This window comes from Stenotrophomonas sp. STEN029 (assembly GCF_056760015.1).
Genome location: NZ_JBRREC010000050.1, coordinates 13,048 through 33,099 on the forward strand (window position 1 = coordinate 13,048; position 20,052 = coordinate 33,099).

Below are 20,052 nucleotides of genomic sequence, written 5' to 3' on the forward strand. Positions count from 1 at the left end.
GAACCTCCGATGTCCGCCGTCGCCCACGCAGTCGTTGCCCAGCAGTCCGCCCCCCGCCCGACCCCGGGCATCACCCTGACCACCCAGCTGGCCGGCCAGTCCGCGCTGCTGCCGGCCGGCGTGCTGGGCCTGCTCGTATCGCTGCACCGTGCGGTCGAGCCGGGCCGGCAGGCGCGGCTGGTGGCCCGCCGCGAGCGCCAGGCCTTCTTCGACCAGGGCGGCCTGCCGGATTTCCGCGCCGACACCCGTGCCATCCGCGAGGAGGACTGGAGCGTGGCGCCGATCCCGGCCGCGCTGCAGGACCGCCGTGTCGAGATCACCGGCCCGACCGATCCGAAGATGGTCATCAATGCGCTGAACTCCGGTGCCAAGGTGTTCATGGCCGACTTCGAGGATTCGACCTCGCCGACCTGGCGCAATGTGCTGGCCGGGCAGCAGACGATGAAGGCGGCGGTGCGCGGCGATCTGGACTTCACCGCGCCGGCCACCGCCAAGGGTCCGGGCAAGCACTACACGCTGCGTCCGTTCGAAGAGCAGGCGGTGCTGATCGTGCGCCCGCGCGGCTGGCACCTGGACGAGAAGCACGTGCTGATCGACGGCCAGCCGATTGCCGGCGGCCTGTTCGATGCGGCCCTGTTCGCCTTCCACAACGCGCAGACCCTGATGGACAAGGACCGCGGCCCCTATTTCTACCTGCCCAAGCTGCAGTCAATGGAAGAGGCGGCGCTGTGGGAGACCGCGCTGTCGCACATCGAAGGCATGCTTGGCCTGCCGCATGGGCAGATCAAGGTCACCGTGCTGATCGAGACGCTGCCGGCGGTGTTCGAGATGGACGAGATCCTGTACGTGTTGCGTGATCGCATCGTCGGCCTGAACTGCGGTCGCTGGGATTACATTTTTTCCTACCTGAAGACCTTCCGCCGCCACGGCGACAAGGTGCTGCCGGAGCGCGGGCAGGTGACGATGACCCAGCCGTTCCTGAAGGCGTATTCGGAACTGCTGATCAAGACCTGCCACCGCCGTGGCGCGCATGCGATGGGCGGCATGGCCGCGCAGATCCCGATCAACCACGACGCCGCCGCCAACGAGCAGGCGATGGCGCGGGTGCGCGCCGACAAGCTGCGCGAAGTCACCGCCGGCCACGATGGCACCTGGGTGGCGCACCCGGCGCTGATCCCGGTGGCGCGCGCCATCTTCGACGAGCACATGTCCGGCCCCAACCAGCACCACGTGCTGCGCCGTGATGTGCAGGCCAACCGCGATGAACTGATCGCGCCCTGCAGCGGCACGGTTACCCGCGCCGGCTTCGAGAACAACGTCGAAGTCTGCGTGCGTTACCTGGCCGCCTGGCTGGACGGCAACGGCTGCGTGCCTATCCACAACCTGATGGAAGACGCCGCCACCGCCGAGATCAGCCGTAGCCAGATCTGGCAGTGGCTGCATGCCGGCAACCAGCACCTGGATGACGGCACCGCGATCGATTTCGCGCTGCTCGCCAGCACCCTGCGCTCGCTTCCGACGCGCCTTGGCGATACCTCCGCACTGCCTGGTGGCAGCCGCATCACCCAGGCCATCGGCCTGCTCGACCAGCTCAGCCGCGCCGACGAGCTGACCGACTTCCTGACCCTGCCTGCCTACCGGCAGATCGATTGACCCTTCCCCTTACGCAAGCACGACTTTTCGAGGACAGCACGATGAGCAGCTACCAGCAACAGATCGCCGCCCTGCAGCAGGACTGGGATACCAACCCGCGTTGGAAAGGTTTGAAGCGGACTTACAGCGCCGCCGACGTGGTGCGCCTGCGCGGCAGCGTGCAGCCGGAGTACACCCTGGCCAAGCGCGGCGCCGAGCGCCTGTGGGAACTGGTCAATGGCGGCTCGAAGAAGGGCTACGTCAACGCCTTCGGTGCGATCAGCGCCGGCCAGGCTATGCAGCAGGCCAAGGCTGGTTTGGAAGCGGTGTACCTGTCCGGTTGGCAGGTGGCTGCCGACGGCAATACCTCCGAGACCATGTACCCGGACCAGTCGCTGTATGCCTACGATTCGGTGCCGACCATGGTCCGCCGCATCAACAACACCTTCCAGCGCGCCGACGAAATCCAGTGGAAGAACATCATCGACGGCAAGGTCAAGGCCGAGGATGCGATCGACTTCTTCCTGCCCATCGTCGCCGATGGCGAGGCCGGATTCGGTGGCGTGTTGAACGCCTACGAGTTGATGAAGAACATGATCGTCGCCGGCGCCGCCGCGGTGCATTTCGAGGACCAGCTGGCGGCGGTGAAGAAGTGCGGCCACATGGGCGGCAAGGTGTTGGTGCCGACCCAGGAGGCGATCCAGAAGTTGTCCGCCGCGCGCCTGGCGGCGGACGTGCTGGGTGTGCCGACCATCGTGCTGGCCCGCACCGATGCCGAAGCCGCCAACCTGCTGACCAGCGACTTCGACCCCAATGACGCGCCGTTCGTCACCGGCCAGCGCACCGCCGAGGGCTTCTACCGGGTGAAGAACGGCCTGGAGCAGGCGATCAGCCGCGGCGTCGCCTACGCCCCGCACGCCGACCTGGTGTGGTGCGAGACCGGCACCCCGGACCTGGGCTTCGCCCGCGAGTTCGCCCAGGCCGTGCATGCTGCCAGCCCCGGCAAGCTGCTGTCCTACAACTGCTCGCCCTCGTTCAACTGGAAGAAGAACCTGGACGACAAGACCATCGCCAGGTTCCAGGACGAGCTGGCCGCGCTGGGCTACAAGTACCAGTTCATCACCCTGGCCGGCATCCACATCAACTGGTTCAACACCTTCAAGTTTGCCCACGACTACGCCCGTGGCGAAGGTATGCGCCACTACGTGGAGCAGGTGCAGGAGCCGGAATTCGCTGCCCGTGAAAAGGGTTACACCTTCGTCTCGCACCAACAGGAAGTGGGCGCCGGTTACTTCGATGATGTGACCACGGTGATCCAGGGCGGCGCCTCCAGTGTGACCGCGCTGACCGGTTCCACCGAGGAAGAGCAGTTCCAGACTGAAGTCGCTGCCTGAGGGCGCTGGCCAGGTCGTTTCCAAGGGGCTCTTACGAGCCCCTTCTTTTTTTTGGGCTTGACCCTGTATTAAACGGTGTGGCGGATCACAAAACCGATAATTTTGATGATAGGCTCGCGAGATTACTCGTCTGAGATGGGCGAGCAGTCCATGAGGCAGGGAATGAGCGGCATGGCAACAGGGGGGTCAGCACTGGAGTCCGAGCTTTCCGTCGCTACGTCGGCGGGGGGGGCGGTGCTGCGTGCGCAGTTGTCCCCGGTGGAGTTCGCGCTGTTCTCCGAATTCGGTGTTCGCCGCACCCTGCAGGCTGAACAGGTGCTGTTCCGCCGTGGCGACCTGGGCAGCTCGATGTTCATCATTGTCAGCGGCACCGTAAGCCTGGATTTCGGTGCCGGGCTGGCACCCAAGCCGATGGGCTGCAACGACTTCTTTGGTGAGCTTGGCCTGTTGATCGAACGCCACCCGCGTTCCTGCGATGCGCGTGCCAACTGCGACAGCGTGTTGCTGGAGATCACCCACGAAAATTTCCATCGCCTGATCGACCAGGACCCGGCGATGGTGGTGTTCTTCCTGCGTCGCACCCTGTCGCGGGTGGTGTCCAGCGAACAGCGCCTGATCTCCCAGCTGAGCCGTCGCAACCACGAGTTGGAAACCGCGCTCGGCAACCTCTACAGCGCCAACCACGAGCTGCACCACACCCGCGAGCTGGTCTACAGCGATGATCTGACCGGGCTCAGCAACCGCCGCGCGCTGACTGCCTATCTGCAGAAGTCACACCGCTCCGGTCATCGCCCGCAGGGGCTGTTGCTGCTCGACTGCGATGACTTCAAGGGCTTGAACGACTCTTACGGGCATCTTGCCGGTGACCACGCGTTGCAATGCTTCGGTCGCATCCTCGCCTCGGTGACCGGGAAGGACGATATCGCCTGCCGTCTTGGTGGCGACGAGTTCTGCGTATTGCTGATGAAGGCCGACGCCGAGAGCCTTCCGCGCACCGCCGAATTCGTGCTCGAAGCCATGCGCCACCTGATTGCCTATCCCGGTGCGGCGGTTGGTGCCTGTTCGCTGAGCGTCGGCATGGTGTTGATCGATCAGGATCACCATTGGAACGACGCTTATTCGCGCGCGGATCAAGCGCTGTACATGGCAAAGCGCGCCGGTGGCAATCGTGCGCAGTGGTTCCAGGAAGAATCCGTCGAACTCGAATTTTTCGGTGTAGACCATGTCCAGCGAGACTGACCCCTCCTCATCCGATCGCCAGCTCAAGACGCTGGTGTTGACCGACCTGTGTGACTCGGTGGCATTGACCGCGCGGATCGGTGATACGGCGGCGGCCGAATTGTTTCGCAGCCTGGATGTGCGTGTATTGCAGTTGCTGCAGCGCTGGACGGGACGCCTGATCGATCGTTCCGATGGAATGCTGTTGCTGTTCGATGTGCCTGCACATGGATTGGGCTTTGCGCTGGATTACCTGGATCTGCTGGCCGAGGTCGGCAAAGAGCGGGAGCTGCCATTGCAGGCGCGGGTTGGCATCCATGTCGGCGACGTATTGTTCTGGCGGAACGATGAAGAAGCGGTGGCCGCCGGTGCCAAGCCCTTGGATGTGGAAGGCGTGGCCAAGCCTACCGCTGCGCGCCTGATGGCCTTGGCGCGGCCGAACCAGATCCTGCTGTCGGCCGTTGCCGAAGGGCTGCTGCGAGCCGCGCAGCGCGAGCTTGGCGAGCGCGGCAATGGCCTGCGATGGAAGTCGCACGGCCATTGGTACTTCAAGGGCCTGCCAGCGCCGCAGGAGGTGTTTGAAGTGGGCGCTGCGGGCAATGCCCCACTGCGCATGCCGGCGCGTTCGGGCAAGGCCTGGCGGAAAATGCCGTTGTGGCGTCGTCCAGCGGCCTTGGCCGCCGAGTTGATGCTGGTGGTTGTAGCCGCTGGCGTGGTCTGGATACTGGTGCGTCCCGAACCTGCGATCGCCTTCACCGAGCGTGACTGGGTCGTGGTCGGTGATCTGCGCAACCTGACCGGGCAGAAGGTTCTGGATGAATCCTTGCAGCAGGCATTCCGGATCAGCCTGGAGCAGTCGAAGTACATCAATGTCCTCAGTGACATGAAGGTTCGCGACACGCTGTCGCGGATGCGCAAGGACCCGGAGAAGGTTCTGGTCGACCGCGCGGTGGCCTCCGAGGTCGCGCTGCGGGATGGCGCGCGCGCGGTGATTCTCCCGCTGGTGTCGGAGGTGGGTGGGCGCCTGCGTGTCACGGTGGAGATCGTCGACCCGGTTACCCAGAGAACGGTGTACACGGAGTTTGCCGATGGGCGCGGGCTTGAGTCGGCGCTGGTGTCGGTCGATCAGGTGACCGCACGCCTGCGTGGCCGTCTTGGTGAGGCGATAGCATCCATTGGCCGCGATTCCCGGCCACTGCCGGAAGTCAGCACCGGTGACCTGGATGCCTTGCGCGCCTATGCGATGGGCCAGGAGGCCTATGGCAAAGGCCAGTACAAGCAGGCATTGGGGCTGTATGAGCACGCGGTATCACTGGACAAGGATTTCGCACTGGCGCACCTGGGTGTGCTGCGTTCGCTTAATGCGACCGAACAGCTTCCAAAGGGCTTGCTGAGCCTGCAGAAAACGCAGGCGATGACCAGCCGCCTGTCGCCGAGGGAGGCGATGTACATGCAGGCCTGGGAGGTGCAGATCAACAGCCCCGGCGAAGCCCAGCAGAAATGGCGGCAGATGTCCGACCTCTATCCGGATTTCTATGCCGCAGCTGCCAACGTCGGCTATGCCCTGGAAATGGAGAACCGCTACGAGGAAGCACTGCCTTATATCCGTCGTGCTTCCGAATCGCGCTACGAGTTCGCATCGCTTTCGCAGGAGGCATTGGGGCGGCTGTCGCTGGCGCTGGGCAATTACGACGATGCGTCGGCCGCATTCTCGCGTTCTGCCGAAAGTGGGTTGGTGACTACTGCCGTGTGGCAGGCAAATCTGCGTGCTGCACAGGGTGATTTCCAGGAAGCCGAGCGTCTGTGGCCGCGTGATGCGAAACTGGCTGCTCCGCATTTTGACCGTGTTTCCCACTTCCTTGACCAGGGTGAACTGCAGGCTGCGTCGGTGGAAGCGCGGCGGCTGCTGCAGGCCTTGCCGCCTGAGGGCGGCAGGTTCCGGCAGGGCCAGATCCAGCTTGCCGTGATGCAATGGATGTCCGGCGACCGCAGGAGTGCGCTGCAGGCGAGCCGCCACATCGTCCGTGCGTCGATAGCGCAGCTGGATGGGGCGGCGGGCCTTACCGCGCGTGGCGAAGCCATCACCGCAGCCTACGGTGCGATCCTCGCACAGCGTCTGGGTGACCACGAGCCAGCCCGGCAGCTCATCCAGCGGCTGGAACAGGCACCGGAGATTGTTGCCATGCAGCCGGTGGGAGGGTTCCTGCAGGTTCTCAAGGCGCGTGAATCAATGGCTTCCGGCAACGGTGCGCTGGCACTGGAGAGCCTGGTTTCCACACTCGGTCAGCATGGCTCCTTCCAGTTGCGGGCTGCGCTGATGGAGGCCTACGCGGCAGAAGGAAATCCTGAGGCGGCGCTGCGTCAGGTTGACTGGATGGTGTCGCACCGCGGTTGGGCCTACGTTGAACATGGCGGGTGCGGGTGGTGCGGGCAGAGCCTGAACATCGCCGATTCCAACCTGGCCCGACTCAGGAAGATTGAATTGCTGGCCCAGCTTGGGCGCCGCGATGCGGCGCTCAAGGAACTACAGGCGTTTGATGCCTACTGGAAAACCAGGACCCTGCCTGATTACTTGCGGGTCCGTCGCGAAGCACTGCCTTCCACATTCAGTTGAATGGGGATCATGGACAGGCCGTTGGTCAGCATTTTCCTGATCTCTTCACGGGATTTGGCGATGCTGTCCTTGCCGGCCAGACGTTCCACTGAGAGGCTGGTACGCAGGTAGTCCAACTCTGCGTTGGCATCCTGCCCTGTTGGCTCATGGCCGATCTGTAGAAGGGCGGTAGCCGGGTCCTTCTTGAAAGCGCGCCTGAAGCTGTTGTCCGTGCTCAGCAGGTCGAGAAGATGATCGGCAATTGCGGGTGTGAGTGCGATATGCGCTTTCGGCATGCCGGGTTTCTTCGTTGCCACGTTGTGTCCTTCGCTGCAGACTTCTGGTTGTGGTTAGGGGATCAGGCATTGCGCCTGACTGACTTGTTACGCTCCCATTCAGGGATTCCGTAACTATACGTCTGAGGAGTGGGTGTGTGAAGGTAAGACGCTGTTCGATCCTGCATCTGGAGCCGCGCGAGCAGGTCGAGTTCGATCTGGCCGGCCTGTTGGCAGGTGGGGATGGTCTGACACGCAATTGTCATTGGGTTGCCATGGCACCGCATCTCGGCAGTGAGGTGCCTGTCGACGAAGCTGAGTGCATGTTGCTGGGGCGGATAAGTCCGGAGGCTTGGGTAGACAATGGAGCGCTCGGAACAGACGCTGCAGCGCCGTTGCGTTCGCTGCTGCGCAAGGGCCTGGTGATCGGCCGACATGCGCGCTACGCGACGTTCCGCGAGCGGGATGAGCAGCTACGTGGGGCGCATTGGCACCCACTCGCGGCAACCTTCCATGCATTCACGCGCTGGATGGGGGCCGATGCGGTGCAGGCGATGACCGATACCGGCACCTCAACCGCGGCAGAGCTCAGGCAGCAACTGGGCGCGCCGCCTGCCGAAGTCATCAGCCGCGTCGCCGACGGTGAGCGGATCGCACTGCCCGCGCAGCAGGGAAATGATTTCGACCGGCTGCTTGAGCAGCGCGTAACCTGTCGCAACTTCGATACCGCCCGACCATTGCCGGGTGCGCTGTTGTCCGGATTGCTCGGACGGGTGTTTGCCGCGCACTCCTCGGTGCGGGTTACGGACGACACCGTCTTTCTCAAGAAAAGCAGTCCTTCCGGCGGCGGCCTACACCCGATGGAAGCCTACCTGCTGGTGCGCAACGTCGAAGGCGTTGCCGATGGCCTGTACCACTATCACCCGTTGGCGCACGCGCTGGAGCCCCTGCCTGCGTCAGTGATGCCGATTGACCAGCTGATGCTGGACGCGGTGGCGCAGCAGCACTGGTTCGCTGACGCGCACGTGATGGTGATCCTGTCGCCGCGCTATACCCGCAATTTCTGGAAGTACCGGCATCACGCCAAGGCATACCGTGCCATCGTGCTGGAAGCCGGACATCTGTCGCAGACGCTCTATATGTCGGCGACCGAGATGGGATTGGGCGCGTATGTCACCTGTGCGATCAATGAAGCATTGCTGGAACAGGTGCTCGGTCTGGATCCGATGACCGAAGGTGCATTGGCCGTTTGCGGATTCGGATGGCGGGCAGCGGAGATGGTGACGATGGAGCTCGATCCGGCCGAGCAGATCTGGCAGGCATCGGTCGCCGATGCCTGAGGAGGCATCGCTGGCGCTGCAGGCAAATCGCCAGCGATGACTCCAGTGCCTGCTCAAGCGACTGGAGTGGCCTCGAAGTCCACCAGCACCGCGCCATCGGCAACCTGGTCACCGGCCTTGGCGCGGAAGCCTTGCACGGTGCCATCGGCCGGCGCCTGCAGGGTGTGCTCCATCTTCATCGCTTCCATCACCAGCAGCGGCGTGCCACGGCTGACGATGGTGCCGGGTTGCACAAGCAGGGTAACGACGCGGCCGGGCATCGGTGCCAGCAGGCTGCCGCCATGGTCGTTGCTGTTGTCGGCTTCGGCGACCGGGTCGTGGATGTTGAAGCGCTGCTGTTGCTCGTTGCCGAAGAGGTACAGCATGTTGCCTTCGCGGATTGCCTGGCCGCGCTGCAGGCGTTCACCCAGCTGCAGGGCGTAGCCAGTGCTGTCGGTTCTCCCGGTCACGCTGATTGATGCGTCGCCGACCTGTACCTGCCAGCCGTTGGCGCTGTCGCGCACCTGCAGCTGCTTGCGCTGCTCCAGGTGCTCCAGCGTCACCAGGCGTGCTGCGGGGCCGGTGAGGCGCCAGCTGTCGGCGATTGCCCACGGCGATGCATCGTTGTCGTGCGGCGTATCGTTGGCTACAGCGAGCACGGCCGCCAGCGCCCAGTCATTGTCACTGGCAGCAACGTGGTGGATATCCAGCGCCTCGCGCTCGCGTTCGATCAGTGCGGTATCGAGATTGGCAGTGCGGAACGAGTCGGTCAGCGCCAGCCGGCGCAGGAAGGCGGCATTGGTGGTCACACCGACGACCTGGCACTGCGCCAGGGCCTGCTGCATGCGCTGCAGGGCGCTGGCCCGGTCCACGTCCCAGACGATCAGCTTGGCGATCATCGGATCATAGTACGGGGTGATTGCATCACCTTGCTCGACACCGGCGTCCACGCGCACATTGGCGCTGGGCTGCGGCAGGCGCAGATGGCGCAGCGTGCCGGTGGAAGGCAGGAAGCCACGGTCGGCGTCCTCGGCGTAGAGCCGTGCCTCGATGGCGTGGCCGTGGATATGCAGTTGTTCCTGCGTCTTCGGCAACGGCTGGCCTGCTGCCACGCGCAGCTGCCATTCGACCAGGTCGGTGCCGGTGATCAACTCGGTGACCGGGTGCTCGACCTGCAGGCGGGTGTTCATTTCCATGAAATAGAAATCGCCATCCGGCCCGGCGATGAACTCCACCGTGCCCGCACCGACGTAACCGACTGCGCGTGCGGCATCGGTAGCCGCCTTGCCCATCGCGGCGCGACGTTCGACGGTCATGCCGGGCGCGGGCGCTTCCTCCAGCACCTTCTGATGGCGGCGTTGCACCGAGCAGTCACGCTCGAACAGATAGACCACGTTGCCATGGCTGTCGCCGAACACCTGGATCTCGATATGGCGCGGACGCTCGACGTATTTCTCCACCAGTACATGCGCATTGGCGAACGAGGCCTGCGCCTCGCGCTGGCAGCTGGCCAACGCGGCCTCGAAGTCGGCACTGGCCTCGACCTTGCGCATGCCCTTGCCGCCACCGCCGGCGCTGGCCTTGATCAGCACTGGATAACCAATGGCATCAGCCTGCGCGCTCAGGAATTCGGGCTCCTGCCGCTCACCGTGATAGCCCGGCGTAAGCGGCACGTTGGCAGTCTGCATCAACGCCTTGGCCGAACTCTTGTCGCCCATCGCATCGATGGCACTGGCCGGTGGCCCGATGAAGACGATCCCGGCAGCATCACAGGCACGCGCGAAGCCCGCATTCTCGGAGAGAAAGCCGTAACCCGGATGGATGGCCTGTGCGCCACTACGTCGCGCCGCATCGAGAATGACCTCGGCGCGCAGATAACTCTCGGCGGCCGGCGCGGCACCAATATGAACTGCCTCGTCTGCCAGACGAACATGCCGCGCATTGCGGTCTGCATCCGAGTACACCGCGACAGTAGCAATGCCAAGACGACGGCAGGTAGCAATAACGCGGCAGGCAATTTCACCGCGATTGGCGATCAGGATCTTGTTGAACATTGTCTTATCCACGATGTGCCGCGCGGGCAGGGGAGGAGCCAAAGGCTTTCGCTGTTGTTGTTGCTGTTGCTCTTGAACTTGCTTTTGCTCTACCGGGCCCCTTCCGCAGCGACGGAACCGGTGGGAAATACCCGAAGGGCGACGTGCAAGGATGCACGTCGTTTTTTTTCACGACAGGGGTGTCGTGTCGAAAAATCCCACCGGTGGAGTGGACCCGGCACGCGCAGCGCGCCGGGCGCGGAGGCAGGGTGTGCTTGACCAGCCATTCGGCTGTTGAAAGGGCGCTTCTTTTGGTTAGCTTCTCTTTGCACAAGCAAAGAAAAGTAACTCGCTCCCCGAAGGGGAGTGAAAGCCCTTGATCCACCGCTCTTTGTACAATAAGCCGCATAGCGCCATCACATCCGGAACACACCAAACCGCGTGTCCTGCGCCGGCGCATTGAGACTGGCAGCCAAGGCCAGCCCAAGCACCCTGCGCGTATCCGCCGGATCAATCACCCCGTCATCCCACAAACGCGCACTCGCGTAATACGGATGACCCTGCTGCTCGAACTGATCACGGATCGGCTGCTTGAACGAATCTTCCTCTTCGGCCGACCACGCACCACCCTTGGCTTCGATGCCATCACGCTTGACCGTGGCCAACACACTGGCGGCCTGCTCACCACCCATCACTCCGATCCGCGCGTTTGGCCACATCCACAGGAAATGCGGCGAGTACGCACGACCGCACATGCCGTAATTGCCGGCGCCGAACGAACCACCGATCACCACTGTGTACTTCGGCACGCGTGCATTGGCCACCGCCATGACGAGCTTCGCGCCGTCCTTGGCAATACCACCGTGCTCGTACTTGCGGCCGACCATGAAGCCGGTGATGTTCTGCAGGAACAGCAGCGGGATATTGCGCTGGCAGCACAGCTCGATGAAGTGCGCCCCCTTCAGCGCGGACTCCGAGAACAGGATGCCGTTGTTGGCGATGATGCCGACCGGATGGCCGTGCACATGCGTGAAGCCGGTCACCAGCGTGTTGCCGTAGCGCGGCTTGAACTCATCGAAACGCGAACCATCGACGATGCGCGCGATCACTTCGCGCACGTCATAGGGCTTGCGCGTGTCGGCTGGAATCACGCCATAAAGCTCTTGCGGATCATGCAGCGGCGCCTCGCTGGCCTGCAGCGCAACACCTGCATCGGGCTTGCGCCAGTTCAAGTTGGCGATGATGGAACGCACCCGTGCCAACGCCTGCAGGTCGTTGTCAGCCATATGGTCGGCGACACCTGAGATGCGCGTATGCACGTCGGCACCGCCCAGTTCTTCGGCACTGACCACTTCGCCGGTTGCTGCCTTCACCAGCGGCGGACCGCCGAGGAAGATCGTGCCCTGTTCCTTGACGATGACGGTTTCATCGCTCATCGCCGGCACATAGGCGCCGCCGGCGGTGCAGCTGCCCATCACGCAGGCGATCTGCGGAATGCCCTGTGCCGACAGGTTGGCCTGGTTGTAGAAGATTCGGCCGAAATGATCGCGGTCGGGGAAGACTTCATCCTGCAGCGGCAGGAAGGCGCCACCGGAGTCGACCAGGTAGATGCAGGGAAGACGGTTCTGCTGGGCGATTTCCTGCGCACGCAGATGCTTCTTCACCGTCACCGGGTAATAGGTGCCGCCCTTGACCGTGGCATCGTTGGCGACGATCAGGCATTCCACCCCGGAGACGCGGCCGATGCCGGCGACCATGCCAGCGCCGGGCACTGGATCGGCATACATGCCGTGCGCGGCCAGCGGCGCGACTTCCAGGAACGGGCTGCCGGGATCGAGCAGGGCATCGATGCGTTCGCGCACCAACAGCTTGCCGCGCGCACTGTGCTTGGCCCGGGCTGCATCGCTGCCGCCGCGCGCGGTGGCTTCAAGGGTGGCACGCAGATCATCGACCTGGGCCTGCATCGCGGCGCGGTTGGCTTCGAAGCTGTCACTGCCGGGTTGCAGCTGGGAGGTGAGTACGGTCATGGCCGAGGTCCTGGATTTTTATCTTCCTTCTCCCTTCGGGAGAAGGTGCCCCGAAAGGGGCGGATGAGGGTAGGGACGCAGCCTGCAACTATCTGTTCCTGCAGTGGCTTCGCCGCCGACCCTCACCCCAACCCCTCTCCCGGAGGGAGGGGGGCTAAAGCGGATTCATGCGGTCTTCTGGAACAATTCCCGCCCAATCAACATGCGGCGGATCTCCGAAGTACCAGCACCAATCTCATACAACTTGGCATCACGCCACAAGCGCCCGGCCGGATACTCGTTGATATAGCCGTTGCCGCCGAGGATCTGGATCGCTTCACCGGCTGCCCAGGTCGCCTTCTCGGCCGAGTAAAGAATCGCGCCGGCCGCATCCTGACGCGTGGTGCGGCCCTGGTCGCAGGCCTTGGCTACTGCGTACACGTAAGCGCGGCAGGCATTGAGACCAACATACATATCGGCCAGCTTGGCCTGGATGAGCTGGAAGGTGCCGATCGCTTCGCCGAACTGCTTGCGCTCATGCACATATGGCAGCACCACATCCAGCGCCGCCGACATCAAGCCCAGTGGGCCGCCGGACAACACCACGCGCTCGTAGTCCAGGCCGGACATCAACACCTTGACGCCACCACCAACCGCACCCAGCACGTACTCGACCGGCACTTCGCAATCCTGGAACACCAGCTCGCAGGTGTTGGACGAACGCATGCCCAGCTTGTCCAGCTTCTGCGCGGTGGAGAAGCCCTTCATGCCCTTTTCGATGATGAAGGCGGTGATGCCGCGCGAGCCGGCGTCCGGGTCGGTCTTGGCATAGACGATCAGGACATCGGCATCGGGACCGTTGGTGATCCACATCTTGTTGCCGTTGAGCACGTAGTGATCACCGCGCAGCTCGGCGCGCAGCTTCATCGACACCACGTCAGAGCCGGCGCCTGGTTCGCTCATCGCCAAAGCACCGACGTGTTCGCCGCTGCACAGCTTGGGCAGGTACTTGTGCTTCTGTGCTTCGCTGGCGTTCTTGCGCAGCTGGTTGAGGCACAGGTTGGAATGCGCGCCATAGGACAGGCCGATGCCGCCGGAAGCGCGCGAGATTTCCTCCATCGCCACCACATGCGCCAAGTAACCCATGCCGCTGCCGCCGTATTCTTCTTCCACGGTCATGCCCAGCAGGCCCTGTTCGCCAAGCTGGCGCCAGAGCTGGTTGGGGAAGTGGTTGCTGGCGTCGGCCTCGGCGGCCAGCGGCGCGATGTGCGCGGCGGCAAACTGCGCCACGCTTTCGCGCAGCATGTCGATTTCTTCGCCCAGATCAAAATTCAGGGTGGGGACGTGCATGGCTGGCTCCGGTACTGCTTGGCGATAAGGGGCGCACCGGGTTGGGGGGACGGGCAGGCCGTCGGCACGGGCGTTTGCGCGCAGCCTAGCGGCTCCCGGCCAAAAAGTGAATACAAATTCAAAAATTGAACATAGAATCAACAAATGGCTTACAAGCGTTCGGAATTGATGGAAAAACGGCTGGCGGGCAACCGCGAGCGGATCCTGGCTGCCGCCCGCCGGCTGGTCGCCGCAGGCGGCTATCGCAATGCGCCGATCACCGCGGTGGCGGCCGAGGCGGGGGTATCGACCGGGCTGATCTACCGGCACTTCCCGTCCAAGGCCGAGCTGTTCGTGGAGGTGCTGACCTTCGCCGTGGAGCACGAGCTGGAGATCCTCGCCGCCATCGCCGATGAGCCCTTGCCGGCGCCGCAGCGGCTGCAGTTGGCGGTGGCTTCGTTCGTGCGACGCGCCATGGCCGGTCCGGGCCTGGCCTATGCCTTCATCGCCGAGCCGGTGGACCCGGAAGTGGAGGCCGAGCGCATCCGTTGCCGGCGGCTGTTCGGTGACGTGTTCAAGCGCATCCTTGAAGACGGCGTGCGCGCTGGCGAGCTGCCGGCGCAGGACCTGGAAATCAGCGCGGCCTGCATCGTTGGTGCCTTCACCGAAGCCCTGGTCGGGCCGACCGCGCCCAGCCGCGATGGCCTGCGTGATGGCGAACATCTGGTCGCTGCGATCAGTGCGCTATGCCTGCGCGCAGCCGGTGCGCCGCTGCCGCCCTGTGTGCTGTAACCACCTTGGGATGCTGCATTGCCGCACTTTTGCGCGTGTTCATGGGCATTGCGGGAGCAGGCGGACGCTGGTCTATACTCGCCCAGCAGCTGCTGGTCCACCGACAACTCGCCCGGGGTGATGAGACGTGCGGAATTACGACCTTGAGTTCCTGAAACGCTTTTCCATCGTGATCGCCATCCTGGCCGTCATCACGATTGGCTTGATCATCTTCGCGTCCTACCTGCAGCACGTCATTCCCAAGGAAGTGTCGCCGACCGCGACCAAACGCATCGAGCAACGCATTGCACCCATCGGTGCAGTGTACGCCGGTGCTACCGGTGCGTCGGCGCAGGCTGCCGCCGCCGCTGCAGCAGCAGCTGCTGCGGCCGCCAGCGGGGCCTACGGTGGCACCCTGGACGGCAAGACCATCTTCGACAGCCTGTGCACTGCCTGCCACACCACCGGCGTGGGCAACGCGCCAACCCTGGACCATAGCCACTGGGACAAACGCCTGGCGCAGGGCAAGGACACCCTCTACAAGCACGCCATCGAGGGCTATACCGGCCCGGACGGCGGCATCATGCCGCCCAAGGGCGGCAATGCCGGGCTCAGCGAGGAGCAGATCCACGCCACCGTGGACTGGATGCTGGCCAATCTGAAATAGAAAGCCGCCAGACTCACGCAGCTGGCAATAGACCCGATTGCTGCAGAATAGCCGGCGCCGCCCAACCAGGGCGGCGCTTTGTGTTTCCGTCTTCCCCGGAGTGCGTCCATGCGTTGTACCCCTAGCTTGCTTGCCCTGGCCTTGGCTGCCGCCTGTTCCGGCGCGGCGCTGGCTGCCCCTTCCAAGTCTGTCGTACTGCCGATCGGCAGCGTGCAGGGCACGACAGAGCACAGCCCGTATGCGGGCAAGACCGTCACCATCGAGGGCGCGGTGACCGCCGATATGCGTGATGGCCTGGGCGGCATCTTCGTGCAGGACGCAGGTGATGGTGATGCCGCCACTTCCGATGGCTTGTTCGTGCGCCTGCCCAAGGAGCAGACCGTGCAGGTCGGCCAGTGGCTGCGCATTACCGGCACCGTCGAGGAGCAGGCCGCTGGCAAGAGCGAGCAGGGCCTGACCACGCTGCAGGCGCAGACCGTCAGCCCGGCCGCAGCAAGGCCCGTACCGGCGCCGCTGGTGTTGACCGATGTACCGGCCAACTGGGAAGCATTGGAAGGCATGCAGGTGCGTATTCCGACCGGCCTGACCGTGGCTGGCCAGGACCAGCTCTCACGCTATGGCGAACTGACCGCTGCCTTCGGCGGCCGCCTGTGGCAGCCCAGCGAAGTGGCCGCCGCCGGCAGCCCTGAACAAGCCGCGGTGATTGCCGACAACAACCGCCGTCGCCTGCGCCTGGACGATGCCAGCGGCAAGCGCGATCCGGGCGCGGTGCCGTATCTGGCGGCGGAGCAGTTGCTGCGCAGCGGCGCGCAGCTGCGCGAGGTACAGGGCATCGTCGACCAGCGTTTCGATGGCGGCTATCGCCTGCAGCTGACCGCCCCGGTCGTGGTGGACGCCGAGCGCCCGCAGCAGCCACCGACGGTGGCTGGCGGCCTGCGCATCGCTGCGTTCAATCTGGAGAATTACTTCAACGGCGACGGCAAGGGCGGCGGCTATCCGACCCTGCGTGGCGCCAAGACCGCCGAACAGCAGGCGGCGCAGCAGGCCAAGCTGATCACCACCATCGGCAGCCTCAATGCCGACGTTGCTGCGCTGATGGAACTGGAGAACGACGGCTACGGCCCGGGCTCGGCGATCGATCAGCTGGTGCGTGCGCTCAATGCCGCGCAGGGCAAGGATGGCGACTGGCGCTTCGTCGATGCCGGCAAGGGCCCGGGCGATAACCCGATCCGCGTCGGCATCATCTACCGCGCCTCAAGGGTGAGCCCGGTCGGCAAGCCGGCGGTGCTGGAGCGCGAGCCGTTTGGCGAACGCAGCCGCGTGCCGCTGGCGCAGGCTTTCCGCATGGGCCGCAAGGGCACCCCGTTCGTGGTGGTGGCCAACCACTTCAAGTCCAAGGGCTGCTCGGAAGCGAGTGGTGAGAATGCTGATCGCAATGACGGCCAGGGTTGCTGGAACGCCACCCGGGTGGAATCGGCCAAGTTGCTGCACAACTGGTTGCAGGAAGATCCGACCGGTACCGGCAGCCGTGATGCGGTGCTGCTGGGCGACTTCAACGCCTATGCGATGGAAGACCCGATCCGCACCTTGAATGCCGATGGCTGGCAGGACGCGTTCAAGGTGGCTGGCGTGCAGCAGCCTTACAGCTACGTCTACAACGGTTTGACCGGTCGCCTGGACCACGCGCTGCTGAGTCCGGGCATGGCCGCACGGCTGAAGGGCGCAGCCGAGTGGCATATCAATGCCGATGAAGCGGACGAGGTGGGTTACCAGGGCCGCAATGTGCCGGGGCCGTGGCGCAGTTCGGACCATGATCCGTTGTTGCTGGGGTTTGAGCCGTAAGGCTGAGAGCTAGAAGCTAGAAGCTTAAGAGCACCCTTCCCCAACCCTCCCCTTCGCTGCGCGAAAGGGAGGGGGCGGATTGTCTCCCTCCCTTTGCCGCAGGCAAGGGGAGGGTCGGGGAGGGGGGCCTTTGCTGTTGCTCCAGATCAGCAGAAACCCTCAAAACGTCCCGCGCGCAATCAAGGCTATCGCCACCACCGCCAGCGCCAGACCAACGCGATTCCACACGCTGGTCTTCTCGCCAAACACCAGCACGCCGACCAGCGCACCCAGGCACACCACGCCAATATTCATGCCCGCGAAAATCGTCGCCGGGCTGTGCGGCAGCGCCTGGTGCGCACGCACGTAAAACAGGATGTTGCCGAAGTTGAGCAGCCCGAGCAGCAGGCCAAAGCCAAGATTGCCCAGCGTCAGCCGGCTCTTGCCGCTGACATGCCGCTGCAGCTGCCACACAAACATCAGTACGAAGGCGATGCCGAAGCTCACCAGCAGGGCTGCGATGGACGGCGTACCGGCGGCGGCCACCTGCTTGAGCAGGATGTCGATCAAGGCAAAGCCGGCCCAGACTCCAAGCAACCAGCCCCAGCTTGAACGCGAGCGTTCGGCGCTGCCGCCATCACGCGCGGTTACGCCAACAATCGCCAGCAAGCCCAGCCCCAGTCCAGCCAGCTTCCAGCCATTGGCCTGTTCGCCAAACAGCAGGAAGGCGGCGGCCAGCGACAGCAGCAGTGACAGCCGCTGGGCCACGTCGCTGCGCACGATGCCGGCCTCGCGCACCGCGCGGGCCAGTACCAGGAAGATGCCGGGCAGCGCCACGGCAAGGCCAAGCAGCGCCAGCCACGGCGTATGCCCGCTCTGCAGCGACTGCAAGGAAGGTTTGAGCAACAGCAGCGACAGCACGCTGGCGGCGAGATAGTTCCAGGTCACCGCCTGGGCGATATCGACGCCGCGGCGTGGTGCCAGTTTCAGCAGCACCGATACCAGAACACTGCAGATCACACTCAGGACAAGGAAATGCATGGATTTGGGCGTTTGTGAAGGGCGGGCGTGAAGCCGCCGGACGGGGCCGCTATTATGGCCGCATGCAAACTCTCCCATTCCCCCACGAATCGGCGACGCTGATGCTGGACGGCCCGGCCGGTCCGCTGGAAGTCGGCGTCGACCTGCCCGATGGCGAGTCCGCCGCGCGTCCGATCATCGCCGTCATCTGTCATCCGCTGTCCATCGAGGGCGGCAGCATGCACAACAAGGTGGTGACCATGGTCTCGCGCGCGCTGCGCGACCTGGGCATCACCACCGTGCGTTTCAACTTCCGCAGCGTCGGCGCCTCGGTTGGCACCTACGACAATGGTGAAGGCGAAGCCGACGATCTGCGCGCGGTGGTCAACTGGGTGCGCAGTGAGCGTCCGGATGCCGCATTGTGGCTGGCTGGTTTCAGCTTTGGCGCATATGTGTCGCTGCGCGCTGCCGCGCAGCTGCAACCGCAGGCCTTGATCTCGATCGCACCACCGGTTGGCCGCCGCACCTGGGACTTCTCCGAAGTGCAGCCGCCGGCCAACTGGCTGGTGGTGCAGGGCGATGCCGACGAAGTGGTCGACGCACAAGGCGTGTACCAGTGGCTGGAATCGCTGCCGAATCCGCCGCAGCTGGTGCGCATGCCCGATACCTCGCATTTCTTCCATCGCAAGCTGATCGACCTGCGCGGCGCCATCCAGCACGAAGTGCGGCGCTGGCTGCCTGACGGCAGCAACTGAGCATGGATGCAATGACCCCCTCACAACGCTACGCCGCCGGCGTGGCCCGCGGCGATTGGCGCAATGATGTTGCCCAGCATGCGGCGCTGGCCGAGCTGGACCGCATCCACCTGGCCATCGTCGACAGTGCGCAGGACGGCTGGCTGGACCGGCTGTCGGCGTTCTGGAAGAAGCCCGAGCCGGTCAAGGGCCTGTACTTCTGGGGCGGCGTGGGTCGCGGCAAGACCTTCCTGGTTGACCTGTTCTATGACGGCCTGCCGATCGAGCAGAAGTACCGCACCCACTTCCATCGTTTCATGCGCGGCATCCACGAGCAGCTGCATGAGCACCAGGGGCAAAGCGATCCGCTGGCGAAGATTGCCCAGCAGTGGCGCGACAAGCTGCGCGTGCTGGTGCTGGATGAGTTCTTCGTCACCGACATCGGCGATGCGATGTTGCTGGGACGCCTGCTGGAGCGGCTGTTCGCCGAGGGCGTGACCCTGGTGACAACCTCCAATACGGCGGTGGAGAACCTCTATCTCAACGGCCTGCAGCGTGACAGCTTCCTCCCGGCGATTGCCTTGCTGGAGAAGTACTGCGTCGAACTGTATGCCGAAGGCACCGAGGATTACCGCATGCGTGCGCTGACCCGCTCGCCGGTATATCGCGCGCCGTTGGATGCGGAAAGCGATGCCTGGCTGGCCGGGCGCTGGAAGGAGTTGAGTGGTGCCGAAGAAGCACGCGGCGGCAACATCCAGATCGAGGGCCGCAAGATTCCGGTGCGTGGCCGTGGCAAGAGCATTGCCTGGTTTGATTTCAGCGCGTTGTGTGAAGGCCCGCGTGGGCCGTCGGACTACATCGAGATCGCACGCGAGTTCACCACCGTGCTGCTCGGTGGCATACCGCACTTCGATCGCCTCAACGAAGATGCCGCGCGCCGCTTCGTCAATCTGATCGATGAGTTGTACGACCGCCAGGTCAACCTGGTCTGCACTGCCCAGGACGCGCCGCCGCTGCTGTACAGCGGCACCCGCTTGGCCGGCGCCTTCGAGCGCACCGCCAGCCGCCTGATCGAGATGCAGAGCGCCGAGTACCTGGGCACCGCGCACCGTAACTGAACCTGTAGTGGGGGGGGGGGGGGGGGGGGGGGGGGGGGGGGGGGGGGGGGGGGGGGGGCGGGGGGGGGGGCGAGGGGGGGGGGAGGGGGGCGGGGGGGGGGGGTGGGGAGGGCCGCCCCCCC

General features: G+C 64.4%; 15 protein-coding genes. 10 read left to right on the top strand and 5 right to left on the bottom strand.

Features of this window, described 5'->3' with window-relative positions:
- The first annotated feature begins 9 nt into the window (after positions 1-9).
- The 4 genes from aceB (at position 10) to ACVOLI_RS12115 (ending at position 6,858) form a co-directional block, all read left to right on the top strand.
- A complete protein-coding gene (gene aceB / locus ACVOLI_RS12100) occupies positions 10-1,653 on the top strand; it encodes a malate synthase A (RefSeq protein WP_481614599.1) in 1,644 nt (547 codons plus the stop codon).
- 41 nt (positions 1,654-1,694) lie between these two features.
- Entirely contained in the window at positions 1,695-3,026 is a 1,332-nt protein-coding gene (gene aceA / locus ACVOLI_RS12105; protein WP_296247512.1) for an isocitrate lyase, read from the top strand.
- Positions 3,027-3,197: 171 nt separating this feature from the next.
- A complete protein-coding gene (locus tag ACVOLI_RS12110) occupies positions 3,198-4,265 on the top strand; it encodes a GGDEF domain-containing protein (RefSeq protein ID WP_481614600.1) in 1,068 nt (355 codons plus the stop codon).
- Positions 4,249-6,858 (top strand): putative peptide modification system cyclase, encoded by a 2,610-nt coding sequence (locus ACVOLI_RS12115; protein ID WP_481614601.1) that lies wholly within the window; start codon positions 4,249-4,251, stop codon positions 6,856-6,858. The genes ACVOLI_RS12110 and ACVOLI_RS12115 overlap by 17 nt, the downstream gene beginning before the upstream one ends.
- Here the strand turns inward: ACVOLI_RS12115 and ACVOLI_RS12120 are convergent.
- Positions 6,813-7,154: an NHLP-related RiPP peptide gene (locus tag ACVOLI_RS12120; protein WP_481614602.1), complete on the bottom strand. Its 342-nt coding sequence runs from the start codon at positions 7,152-7,154 to the stop codon at positions 6,813-6,815. The genes ACVOLI_RS12115 and ACVOLI_RS12120 overlap by 46 nt on opposite strands.
- A 116-nt stretch (positions 7,155-7,270) precedes the next feature.
- On the opposite strand from ACVOLI_RS12120, the gene ACVOLI_RS12125 reads away from it, so the two are divergent.
- Positions 7,271-8,452 carry a putative peptide maturation dehydrogenase gene (locus ACVOLI_RS12125; protein ID WP_481614603.1) on the top strand — a complete coding sequence of 394 codons (1,182 nt, stop codon included), beginning with the start codon at positions 7,271-7,273 and terminating at the stop codon, positions 8,450-8,452.
- A gap of 53 nt (positions 8,453-8,505) precedes the next feature.
- Here the strand turns inward: ACVOLI_RS12125 and ACVOLI_RS12130 are convergent, their stop codons facing one another.
- The 3 genes from ACVOLI_RS12130 to ACVOLI_RS12140 all read right to left on the bottom strand — a co-directional run bounded on the left by ACVOLI_RS12130 (position 8,506) and on the right by ACVOLI_RS12140 (position 13,820).
- On the bottom strand, positions 8,506-10,485 hold the full coding sequence (locus tag ACVOLI_RS12130) for an acetyl/propionyl/methylcrotonyl-CoA carboxylase subunit alpha (protein ID WP_481614604.1): 1,980 nt from the start codon (positions 10,483-10,485) through the stop codon (positions 8,506-8,508).
- Between the two features lie 395 nt (positions 10,486-10,880).
- Positions 10,881-12,491, bottom strand: a complete 1,611-nt coding sequence (locus ACVOLI_RS12135) for a carboxyl transferase domain-containing protein (RefSeq protein WP_481614605.1) — start codon at positions 12,489-12,491, stop codon at positions 10,881-10,883.
- Between the two features lie 165 nt (positions 12,492-12,656).
- Entirely contained in the window at positions 12,657-13,820 is a 1,164-nt protein-coding gene (locus ACVOLI_RS12140) for an isovaleryl-CoA dehydrogenase (protein WP_481614606.1), read from the bottom strand.
- 144 nt (positions 13,821-13,964) lie between these two features.
- Here ACVOLI_RS12140 and ACVOLI_RS12145 point away from each other — a divergent pair, with 144 nt between their 5' ends.
- From ACVOLI_RS12145 to ACVOLI_RS12155, 3 genes are all read left to right on the top strand, one after another.
- Entirely contained in the window at positions 13,965-14,591 is a 627-nt protein-coding gene (locus ACVOLI_RS12145; RefSeq protein WP_481614607.1) for a TetR/AcrR family transcriptional regulator, read from the top strand.
- A gap of 127 nt (positions 14,592-14,718) precedes the next feature.
- Entirely contained in the window at positions 14,719-15,237 is a 519-nt protein-coding gene (locus tag ACVOLI_RS12150) for a c-type cytochrome (RefSeq protein ID WP_296247531.1), read from the top strand.
- Positions 15,238-15,345: 108 nt separating this feature from the next.
- Entirely contained in the window at positions 15,346-17,079 is a 1,734-nt protein-coding gene (locus ACVOLI_RS12155) for an ExeM/NucH family extracellular endonuclease (protein WP_481614608.1), read from the top strand.
- A 159-nt stretch (positions 17,080-17,238) separates the two neighbouring features.
- On the opposite strand, the gene ACVOLI_RS12160 is transcribed toward ACVOLI_RS12155, so the two are convergent.
- A complete protein-coding gene (locus tag ACVOLI_RS12160) occupies positions 17,239-18,099 on the bottom strand; it encodes an EamA family transporter (protein ID WP_481614609.1) in 861 nt (286 codons plus the stop codon).
- A gap of 62 nt (positions 18,100-18,161) precedes the next feature.
- Here ACVOLI_RS12160 and ACVOLI_RS12165 point away from each other — a divergent pair, with 62 nt between their 5' ends.
- Positions 18,162-18,833: an alpha/beta hydrolase gene (locus tag ACVOLI_RS12165; RefSeq protein WP_296247537.1), complete on the top strand. Its 672-nt coding sequence runs from the start codon at positions 18,162-18,164 to the stop codon at positions 18,831-18,833.
- Positions 18,834-18,835: 2 nt separating this feature from the next.
- On the top strand, positions 18,836-19,930 hold the full coding sequence (gene zapE, locus ACVOLI_RS12170; RefSeq protein WP_481614610.1) for a cell division protein ZapE: 1,095 nt from the start codon (positions 18,836-18,838) through the stop codon (positions 19,928-19,930).
- The last annotated feature ends 122 nt before the right edge of the window (positions 19,931-20,052 follow it).